General features: G+C 42.8%; 8 protein-coding genes. All 8 read left to right on the top strand.

From position 1 onward, the window contains the following. The first annotated feature begins 285 nt into the window (after positions 1 to 285). The 8 genes from AB7E53_RS13045 to AB7E53_RS13010 all read left to right on the top strand — a co-directional run bounded on the left by AB7E53_RS13045 (position 286) and on the right by AB7E53_RS13010 (position 9,678). Positions 286 to 1,341 carry an alpha-L-fucosidase gene (locus AB7E53_RS13045; protein ID WP_446776118.1) on the top strand — a complete coding sequence of 352 codons (1,056 nt, stop codon included), beginning with the start codon at positions 286 to 288 and terminating at the stop codon, positions 1,339 to 1,341. Beyond that, positions 1,338 to 4,151, top strand: a complete 2,814-nt coding sequence (locus tag AB7E53_RS13040; RefSeq protein WP_446776116.1) for an NPCBM/NEW2 domain-containing protein — start codon at positions 1,338 to 1,340, stop codon at positions 4,149 to 4,151. The genes AB7E53_RS13045 and AB7E53_RS13040 overlap by 4 nt, the downstream gene beginning before the upstream one ends. Before the next feature lie 40 nt (positions 4,152 to 4,191). Next, a complete protein-coding gene (locus AB7E53_RS13035) occupies positions 4,192 to 6,441 on the top strand; it encodes an alpha-L-fucosidase (protein WP_446776114.1) in 2,250 nt (749 codons plus the stop codon). Between the two features lie 150 nt (positions 6,442 to 6,591). After that, complete coding sequence (locus tag AB7E53_RS13030; protein ID WP_371688857.1) at positions 6,592 to 6,816, top strand: (4Fe-4S)-binding protein; 225 nt, start codon at positions 6,592 to 6,594, stop codon at positions 6,814 to 6,816. A 142-nt stretch (positions 6,817 to 6,958) separates the two neighbouring features. Next, on the top strand, positions 6,959 to 7,837 hold the full coding sequence (locus AB7E53_RS13025; protein ID WP_446776113.1) for a pirin family protein: 879 nt from the start codon (positions 6,959 to 6,961) through the stop codon (positions 7,835 to 7,837). Between the two features lie 543 nt (positions 7,838 to 8,380). Beyond that, positions 8,381 to 8,860, top strand: coding sequence for a DUF2975 domain-containing protein (locus AB7E53_RS13020; RefSeq protein ID WP_446776111.1), 480 nt, complete (start codon positions 8,381 to 8,383; stop codon positions 8,858 to 8,860). Between the two features lie 65 nt (positions 8,861 to 8,925). Next, positions 8,926 to 9,462, top strand: coding sequence for a DUF2975 domain-containing protein (locus AB7E53_RS13015; RefSeq protein ID WP_446776109.1), 537 nt, complete (start codon positions 8,926 to 8,928; stop codon positions 9,460 to 9,462). A 3-nt stretch (positions 9,463 to 9,465) separates the two neighbouring features. Then, positions 9,466 to 9,678, top strand: coding sequence for a helix-turn-helix domain-containing protein (locus AB7E53_RS13010; protein ID WP_079683051.1), 213 nt, complete (start codon positions 9,466 to 9,468; stop codon positions 9,676 to 9,678). Positions 9,679 to 10,124 lie beyond the last annotated feature (446 nt).

Genomic DNA, 10,124 nt, shown 5'->3' with positions numbered 1-10,124 from the left:
ATAAAACTCTTCTTCGAGACCTCTTTGATAAAACTAAATTTCAAAATGACAAAGAACGATTTGGACCAAATGGGCCAAGTTTATTTAATTTTTAATAACGTCCCATTTTTAATGGGACACTAGTGATTCAAAATTAAAAACTAAAATACATTTCGGTAAAATATAGAGGCAAAGCAGTAGCATATAATAAGATAATCCATTATATTCACAGCATAATCCATTTATAAGTGAGAACAATCACCGTAACTTTGTTTCACTTACTATGCTTTATTAAATAATATAAACATGAAAACACAAAAACTATTTTCTATCTTATTATTCCTGCTATTTATTTCTGTTCATACCTATGCTCAACCGCAACTAACTGAACCTATCCCTTCCCAGAAGCCCGGTAAATATCAGAAGAATCAGATCAAACGTAAATACGGTATGTTTATCCACTTTGGAATCAACACTTTTCATAATGAAGAATGGACCGATGGATCCAAACCGGCCGCATCTTACATGCCATCCCGCATTGATGCACGACAATGGATGGAAACCGCCAAAAAAGCAGGAATGAAGTACATCATCCTTGTTACCAAGCATCATGAAGGATTTTGCCTGTGGGACAGCAAATATACCGAATATGATGTGGCTAATTCAGGAAATCATACCAACGTTGTAGAAGAGGTAGCCAAAGAATGCAAACGCCAGGGAATAGAGCTGGGGCTTTATTATTCGCTGTGGGACAGAACACAAAATGCCGATGTAAAAGACCCTTCGAAAGACGAAGCCTATAACAAATACATGTTAGGCCAGATAAACGAACTGATAGACATGGTACAAAAGCATACCAAAATTGTTGAATTCTGGTTCGATGGCGGATGGGAAAAGAGTAACCAACGCTGGCCGATCCAGCAACTGTACAGTACAATCAAAGCCAAAGCACCTCAATGCCAAGTTGGAATAAACTGGAGTATCGGATTGCCCGATAATCCTGACTATCACCCTGTTCTTCCCGAAAATCAGAAAGAAGGTTTTCCAATCCGGTATTTCCCCAGCGACTTCCGGTTAGGCGATCCATACCTGCCTGCATCACCCGATCCCAAGCTGTTTACACACAATGGTAAAACCTATTACATGCCGTGGGAGTCTACTGTTTGCATCAGTGGCAAATGGTTTTACCACACCGAAGACACTACCTACAAAACGGTTGACGAACTTGCCGGTCTGTACGTGAAGGCAACCGCTCAGGAAAATATATTAATATTAAATACTCCCCCAAACAGAGACGGGCAACTAAGAGAAAGGGATGTTAAACTGTTGACCGACTTAGCTAAAAAACTAAATTTAAAATGAATATGAAATTCTATTTGTTTTTATTTACCTGTATCCTGATTTGCGGCTATGCATCTGCGCAAAACATCCGGCAAGTTGCCGGGATGGATCTTTCGGTTGCTTATCAGGAATACGGAGGTATAATGGCTGGAAAATCGGTTACCTGCGAAGCTGCCAGGGTAGCCGGTGTACCCTATACCAATGTGATAGGAACCCATGCCAAAAGTATTATCAAAATTGACACCCGCGGCAACGCAAGCCTGTTTACAGCTCAAATAGCCATAGCCGACAATAAAATAAACTATCAGGATACAAAATTGATCTCGTATCCATTGGTAGACGGCAAAAAGTTGTGGTATAACACAGATAAGAACAGCAAGATATTTGCCGGGCTCGAAGGACTGAACGGAAACGTAGAAAAGGGTTCCGTAGTATTTTCAATTACAGGTGATAGCAGGCAATTATACAAAAGTCCGCTTATCCGCCAAGGCGACACCCCCATTAAGGTACAGGTCAATCTTGCCGGAGTAAGGATTCTTGAGATGGTTGTTGAAGATGGTGGTGATGGGGCCAGCGGCGACCATGCACTTTGGATTGATCCGCAGATAACCTACAGTGAGATTGTACCGGTAACGGTATCAAGTAATTTTGCCGGCGAACTACCCGTTATGGATCCGCAGGTAAAGAGAAAGCTGGAACAGAAAATAGCACAGCTGCCTGTGGTGGAGCTACCCATGGAAAAGCCCGGGTTCGACTGGTTGGTCAACGCAGATAAATCGGAGACTAACATATACCGTACAGCCGACAATAAAAATATCATTATAGCCAACAGCATGGTTTCGAGGGTATTCAGAATTATGCCCAACCTGGCCACCATCGATATAATCAATAAAATGACCGGAGAGAATATGCTGAGGGCCGTAGGAACCGAAGGCACTATCCGTATCGATGGCAAAACTTGGAACATAGGTGGACTGGCGGGGCAGCCCGAAAGAGGATTCCTTAAACCCGAATGGCTGGATAAGCTAAGCACCATGCCCAACTCCTTTATGGTGGAAGATTTTGAGATCTCACCGCTGCAAGAATCCATCCCATGGGCAAGAAACAGGTGGGCTCTCAATAAACAGGCTCCATCGGGAAAGATGCTTACCTTTACCCTGCGGGGAACCAACGAACACAAAGACCTTATAATCAAACTAAATATTGTCGTGTATGATAAGATTCCGGTTATAAGGAAAGACTTTGAAATCGTAAACCAGTCTTCCCGCCCTATCAATATAGATCATTTTTGTCTGGAACAACTCGCCTTTGCCGAACCCGAATCGCCCGGAGGAGGTAATCCCGATAAATTCAGATTACCAAATATCCATGTGGAAAGCGATTATGCCTGTGGCGGCGAATTCATGGAAAGGGAAACAGATATTACAGAAAAATGGGTGTCCGATCCGCTGTACACCTCGCAGCGTAATTACCCGATGGCAACACCTTGCATCCTGGAGGTGTCTCCTCCCCTTGGTCCGGATTATACCGTACAACCCAACAAATCGTTCGGTTCCTTTAAAACCTACCTGATGCCTTTCGATAGCGACGACAGGGAGCGAAAAGGATTATTTAAACGTCGTTTTCATTATTCGGTAGCTCCGTGGGCAACCGAAAATCCTATATTCATGCATCTTACCTCGTCCGATCCCTCCGTTATCCGTACCGCCATCGACCAGTGTGCCGAGACAGGATACGAGATGGTGATTATAAGCTTCGGATCCGGACTCAATGCAGAAGACGTTTCAGAAGCCAATCTGGCCAAATACAAGGCGCTGGTAGATTATGGACGAAGCAAAAATATCGAACTGGGGTGCTACTCCTTATTGTCGAGCCGATGGATAAGCGACGAGGTGGATGTGATAAATCCTAAAACGGGCAAACGTGGAGGCATGCGCTTTGGCAGTGCTCCCTGTTTGTGCAGTGATTGGGGTTACGAATACTTCGATAAGATTAAAACATTCTTTCAAAAAACCGGAATGCGCTGTTTCGAGCACGACGGCTCGTACCCGGGCGATGTATGTGCCTCTACCACTCACACCCATCATAAGGGGCTGGAAGATTCGCAATGGAACCAGTTCCATAAAATTACTGACCTCTACAAATGGATGCGTGCAGAGGGTATCTACATGAATGTACCCGACTTCTACTTCCTGAACGGAACAAACAAAACAGGTATCGGATACCGCGAAGCCAACTGGTCGCTTCCGCGTGACAGACAGATTATCCACGCCCGCCAGCTTAATTACGACGGCACATGGGACCGTATGGCATCGGCATGCTGGAGCTTTGTTCCTTTGGTAGAATACCAGGGCGGCGGAGCCGAAGCCACGCTCGAACCCCTCAGTGAGCACCTATTTGAATACAAGACACACATGATACAAAACTACGGCGCCGGGGTACAGGCCTGCTATCGCGGTCCACGGTTATACGACACACCTCAAACCAAAGAAATGGTAACAGAGGTGATACGATGGTATAAAAAATACCGGAATATCCTAAACAGCGATATCATACATTTACGGCGTCCCGATGCCCGCGACTGGGACGGACTAATGCATGTAAATCCCAACTTAAAAGAGAAGGGCTTTGCCATGTTTTACAATCCAACCGATACCGTGATGGTACGAACCATACAGCTGCCCTTGTATTACAGCGGACTTACCCAAACAGCCCGTGTACGCGAGCAAGAGGGCAAACCGGTTACTTACAGGCTGGACAGAAACTATGCCATCGAGCTTAAAGTAACCATTCCTGCCAACGGATACACCTGGTATGTAATTGAACAGTAACAAATAAATTATACAGTATAACACCCTAAAGAATCATAGAATGAAGAAAAGAACAACGATGTTGCTTCTGGCAACTGCCGCTTTAACCCATGGCATATCGTGCTATGGATCAACGGCCGACTCGTCCGGTATTACCATGCCTGTGCGAAACACAATAAAAATAGAAGCCTCAGACAGCAAAGAAACCATCATCGAAAAGGCATCCCATGTAGTTCCAACAGCCAATCAGCTAAGTGCTCTGCACAACGAATTTATTGCCTTTATTCATTTTGGGCCCAATACCTTTACACGTATGGAATGGGGAAACGGGATGGAAGATCCCAAGGTATTTGATCTCAAGGAGCTGGATACCGACCAATGGTGCGAAGCCATTAAAGCAGCCGGCATGAAGATGGTGATACTTACCGTTAAGCACCACGACGGATTTGTGTTGTGGCAAAGCCGCTATACTACCCACGGCATAATGAGTTCCAACTTCCGTAACGGCAAAGGCGATGTGCTAAAAGACCTATCGGAATCGTGCCGTAAGTACGGACTGAAGCTGGGAGTTTACCTCTCGCCAGCCGATCTGTTTCAGATCGAGCATCCGCAGGGACTGTACGGCAACCTGAGTAAATATACCAAACGCACCATACCCCGGCAGGTAGAAGACAGACCGTTCAGTAATAAAACAACGTTTCAGTTTGAGGTGGACGACTATAACGAATACTTCCTGAATCAGTTGTTCGAGATTCTGACCGAATACGGTCCCATTCATGAAGTATGGTTCGACGGAGCCCACCCCAAAACCAAAGGCGGACAAACCTATAACTATCCGGCATGGAAAGAGCTGATTCATAAACTGGCACCCCAGGCCGTAATTTTTGGCCGCGAAGATGTACGCTGGTGCGGCAACGAATCCGGCAACACTCGCAAAACCGAGTGGAACGTTATACCGTATCAGGATAACCCCAATACGATGACTCAGTTCTCCGACCTTACCGACCGCGACCTTGGTAGCCGCGAACAACTGTACAAAGGTAAGTACCTGCACTACCAACAGGCAGAAACAAACACGTCCATTCGCGAAGGCTGGTTTTACCGCGACGATACCCATCAACGGGTGCGCAGTACAGACGATGTATTCGACATTTACGAACGGGCTGTAGGCGGAAATTCGACCTTCCTGCTTAACATTCCACCCAACCGCGAAGGCAAATTCTCAGCAGCCGATACTAAAGTGCTCAACGAAACCGGTCAGCGTATCCGCGATACCTACAACCTCAATTTACTGGCCAATGCCGGCGGTCCGCAACAGGTGCTTGACAACAATCCCAACACCTACCTGTTACTGGATAAGGACCCTAGGGAAATCGTACTAACCACCCCCACCCCTATAACCATCAACCGGTTCCTTATTCAGGAAGCCGTTGCCACCCATGGCGAGCGTGTAGAGCAACATACCCTGGAAGCATACATTGACGGTGGCTGGAAAGAAATTGCCCACGGAACCAACATCGGATACAAACGTATTTTACGTTTTCCACAGGTTACGACCAATAAACTACGGGTACGCTTCCCCCAGGTTCGCTTTACGCCGGCCATCTGTAATATATCCGCGCACTATTACGATACCCGTCCGCCTCAGGTAACATCGCACAGAGACTATCAGGGCATGGTAACCATCCAACCTGTACAACACGAATTTAACTGGAATGCCCATGGCGAGAACATTGCTTCAAACCTGAATGCAGGCTACAAGATTTATTACACAACAGACGGAACAGAACCAACGGATAAGTCGGCACAATACCAGGAACCTTTTAGAATGGACGCAGGTCAGCTTAAAGCCGTTGCCATACTAAACAACCTTACCGGCACGGTTCACTCAGAACGCTATGGCTTTATAAAAAAGGAGTGGAAGCTATTGCAGGTAAGCAGCGAAAGCGAAAAACATGCCGCAGTTTTGGCCTTCGACGAAAAGCCGGAAACCTATTGGTCGACCAAAGCCTCAGGCAAACACTATCTTGCAGTAGATTTAAGCCGTAACCAAACCATTACCGGCATTGCCTATACACCCCAGAAAGAAAATGCGGAAGGCATGATTTCCAAAGGAGTCGTTCAGGTAAGCAACGATGGGAAAACATGGAAAGAGGCCGGTCGTTTTACATTTGGCAACCTCATTAACGACCCCACCAAACGTTACTATTACCTGCCAGCATCCGTAAAAGCCCGCTACCTACGCATAGATGTATCCGAAATTGCAGCAGGAAAGAACGAGGCAAGCATCGCAGAGCTGGATATTTTTTAAAATTTCAAAGCTTAATTTGCAAGAGGGTGAATCAATAAAAGATGATTCATCCTCTTTTTATATTATTAAAATCAATTACTTTTAATCAGAAGTAATCAACTTTAAATTATTACATTTACGAAAGTATTCAATACTCAAACTTTATAGATTATGACTACAAAAAAGTATTCTAACGGTGAAATTACTGTTGTATGGAAACCAGAAAAATGTATTCATTCCGGTATTTGTGTACGTATGTTGCCAAAGGTATATAATCCGCAGGAACGACCGTGGATAAAGCCAGAAAACGCTACAACCGCAGAGTTGATAGATCAGATTAACAATTGCCCGTCCGGCGCCCTCTCCTTCATAAGGAACGAAACGCAGAATGAGTAATAATCACATATTTATCAAAACAACTTTTTAGGTTAGAGAGGCTCACTAATAACCAATATAAAATATCCAGGTATTGTTAGTGCCCCAAAAAAATCATAAAATTTAGCAGAAGTACAGATTATAAAATGAAAGGAGATAAAAGATGAACTATAAGAAAATTGCATTTGTAACGCATCCACAAGAGACCCATTGGGTAGGTGATGGATTTAAGGTACATAACTTCATCCCCGGCATACCGGGATTGGAGATGAAAGATATGGATCCGTTCATATTGCTCGACTATAATGCAAAGATGGAGGTTACACCCTCAGACACACCCCGAGGCGTGGGTGTACATCCACACCGTGGCTTCGAAACAGTAACCATAGCCTACAACGGCAAAGTTCAACACCACGATAGTGCCGGCAACGGAGGCATTATTGGCACAGGTGATGTACAGTGGATGACGGCTGCATCGGGCGTGCTTCATAAGGAGTATTACGAAAAAGAATGGTCACGACAAGGGGGTACATTCCAGATGGTACAGCTGTGGACCAACCTTCCGAAGGCTGATAAGATGTCGGCTCCCGGCTATCAGGCCATTCCAAACGAAACGATGGGCAGGTACATACTATCCGGCAACAGCGGATTTGTGGAGGTAATTGCAGGAAAGTACAACGATGTTGAGGGTCCGGCCCATACTCATTCGCCCATCAGCTTGATGAACGCGCGCCTTAATCTTGGAGGCAAGGCTACGTTTTCTTTCCCCGAAAACTACAATACAGCCTTACTTGTAGTACAGGGAAGTATATTAGCTAACGAAATAGATGTGCCGGAAAACAACTTCGTAAAATTTGAGAATAAAGGAGAAGTATTTACGGTTGAAGCCACAGAACCAGACACGGTTGTGCTAATAATGAGCGGGAAACCACTCCATGAGCCCATTGTAGCCTACGGGCCATTCGTTATGAATACTAAACAGGAGATTATGCAGGCATTCGACGATCTGAATCACGGAAAGTTTGGATATCTGAAAGATTAATCGGATTAATCTTCTGCTCTCATCCTTCGTACGGCCGTATTTACAAAGGTTTGAATTTACGGGAAACAAAAAGTCCGACACTCACGGGCCGGACTTTCTTATAATAAAAAAATGAAAAATTAAATTTAAACATATTTTGTTTGTCTAGATGCAAAGGTAGAACTTGAATCTCTCTTTTGCAACCTATTACACAATGTTGTAAAACACATAATTAAAAAGTCCGACTCTCCCGAGCCAGACCTTATTTCTTCATCTAAATAGCGTTCTCTAACTTATGTTCGTATAAAATAAAAACAAGATTTGGATTTCATACTTGCTGCTCAAAAAAAGCTGAATAGCAAGTGTTTATTTACAAATCTAAGTATTAAACATATTGATTACAAAAAAGGTTCATCTTTATTATAAATAACAACACCCTACAGTTGTCATTATACATCTCCAATAGTGATTTACATAAAATATTTTTCAAATAGCAATCATTATTTATTGTTTATCAATAAATATTTACTATGTTTGCATCAAAATATAAATCGTGGAATCATTATGAAAACAATTTCAACCGTATTTCTTCAGGCTGTAGTCGTGCTGATCGGCATACTGGCACTTGTTATTTTGATTCGGGTTCCGTTAACTGAGGGAAGAGCTACAAACTTAGACTTGTTCAGCATTTACAGTGACCCATTTATCTTGTATGGATATGCCGCATCCATCGCTTTCTTTGTTGCGCTGTATAAGGCGTTCCGGTTACTTGGATATATCGGACAGAATAAAATCTTCTCGCCGGAATCCGTAAAGGCTTTAAAGGGCATAAAGTTTTGTGCTATCATACTCGGTACTTTAATTGTGGCTGCCGGAGTTTATATAAAGATATTTCACAGCAAAGAAGACGATCCTGCAGGCTTTCTTGCCATTTGTATTGTAACGACCTTTGTTTCGATCGTTGTTGCAACTGCTACGGCAATATTTGAAAAACTCTTGCAAAATGCCATTGATATGAAATCCGAAAATGACTTAACCATTTAAGTCATGTCATTTTTTGCGAATCTTTACATGAACGACGTTAAAAAAAGAATATAACTTTAAACAACATGTCAAAAACAAATAACTTCGTATTTTGGGGCTTATATATTGTGGCCTGGCTCATATTTGTGGGCTTAAGCATTGAAGCTGGAGGCTTGATAGTAAATTTCTTTTTCAGTCTCTATAAGCCTGAATTTGTCCAAAATCTTTATGAAAAGCTGGACTTATCTGAAATATATAACAGCAGTAGATTGGCTTTTTTCGGCATCTACAGTTTTATTCTAACCATTTCGATTTTAAAAGCTTTCCTATTCTACATAGTAATCAGACTAATGCAGAAAATGGATTTATCAAAACCGTTCAGCACTTTTGTTGCGACACAAATTAAACTAATTAGCTATTTCACTCTTTCAATTGGGCTGCTAAGTTCCATTGCCAGTCAGTTTGCCAGATATTTAATGCATCATGGTTTTGTAACCGACAACTTAAACCGATTCTGGACTGACGGTCAGGCATTTATTTTAATGGGAGCTGTAATCTATATTATAGCGACTATTTTTAAAAAAGGAGTAGATATTCAAGACGAAAACGATTTAACCGTATAAGCCATGCCAATTATAGTAAACTTAGATGTGATAATGGCAAAGCGGAAAATTTCGCTGAATGAACTTTCAGAAAGAGTCGATCTTACATTATCAAACCTCTCTATCCTAAAGACAGGCAAGGCAAAAGCAATTCGTTTCAGCACCTTAGAAGCAATTTGCAAAGCACTGGACTGCCAACCGGGCGATATTTTGGAGTACGTAAACGACGAAAAATAATATATGATTCGTTTAGATCTGTAGTTCGTAATACGTGCCACCTGGACAGGCATATTATGACACTCCAGGTCTTTTGTTTTGCTACGATGCATCATTGTGGCAGGGGTGCTTTGACTTATATTCATCCGGTGCTCAAGTGATAATTTTAGTGACATACGCATCTATTATTTATGTGTTAATTAAATCTTTTCGTTACGTAACAATGCAAAGATAGCCTTTAACACTGACTGCCTGCACGAAACAGACACTTATGTCCGGATAGTGCAGTTTATGGGAGAATATGTCCGAAATCAGCAAAAAAGATACTTTTATTTCCGAAATATCTCCTCAATAATTTGCCAATATAAATAATTATACGTATATTTGATTATGATAATCGCAATCAAAATACGGATGAAAAACACAGAAGAAATTCCTGTCAAGAGTTACTCGTTGTCTGAACTCAG

It is taken from the genome of Macellibacteroides sp. (genome assembly GCF_050251695.1).
Classification (GTDB): Bacteria; Bacteroidota; Bacteroidia; order Bacteroidales; family Tannerellaceae; genus Macellibacteroides; species Macellibacteroides fermentans.
The sequence above is the reverse complement of the archived record's forward strand: the minus strand, read 5'-3'. Positions and strand labels throughout refer to the sequence as shown.

Bases quoted from the DNA above. Each gene is read 5' to 3' on its own strand.
- AB7E53_RS13045 (WP_446776118.1), top strand. From the start codon at position 286: ATGAAAACACAAAAACTATTTTCTATCTTATTATTCCTGCTATTTATT.
- AB7E53_RS13040 (WP_446776116.1), top strand. From the start codon at position 1,338: ATGAATATGAAATTCTATTTGTTTTTATTTACCTGTATCCTGATTTGC.
- AB7E53_RS13035 (WP_446776114.1), top strand. From the start codon at position 4,192: ATGAAGAAAAGAACAACGATGTTGCTTCTGGCAACTGCCGCTTTAACC.
- AB7E53_RS13030 (WP_371688857.1), top strand. From the start codon at position 6,592: ATGACTACAAAAAAGTATTCTAACGGTGAAATTACTGTTGTATGGAAA.
- AB7E53_RS13025 (WP_446776113.1), top strand. From the start codon at position 6,959: ATGAACTATAAGAAAATTGCATTTGTAACGCATCCACAAGAGACCCAT.
- AB7E53_RS13020 (WP_446776111.1), top strand. From the start codon at position 8,381: ATGAAAACAATTTCAACCGTATTTCTTCAGGCTGTAGTCGTGCTGATC.
- AB7E53_RS13015 (WP_446776109.1), top strand. From the start codon at position 8,926: ATGTCAAAAACAAATAACTTCGTATTTTGGGGCTTATATATTGTGGCC.
- AB7E53_RS13010 (WP_079683051.1), top strand. From the start codon at position 9,466: ATGCCAATTATAGTAAACTTAGATGTGATAATGGCAAAGCGGAAAATT.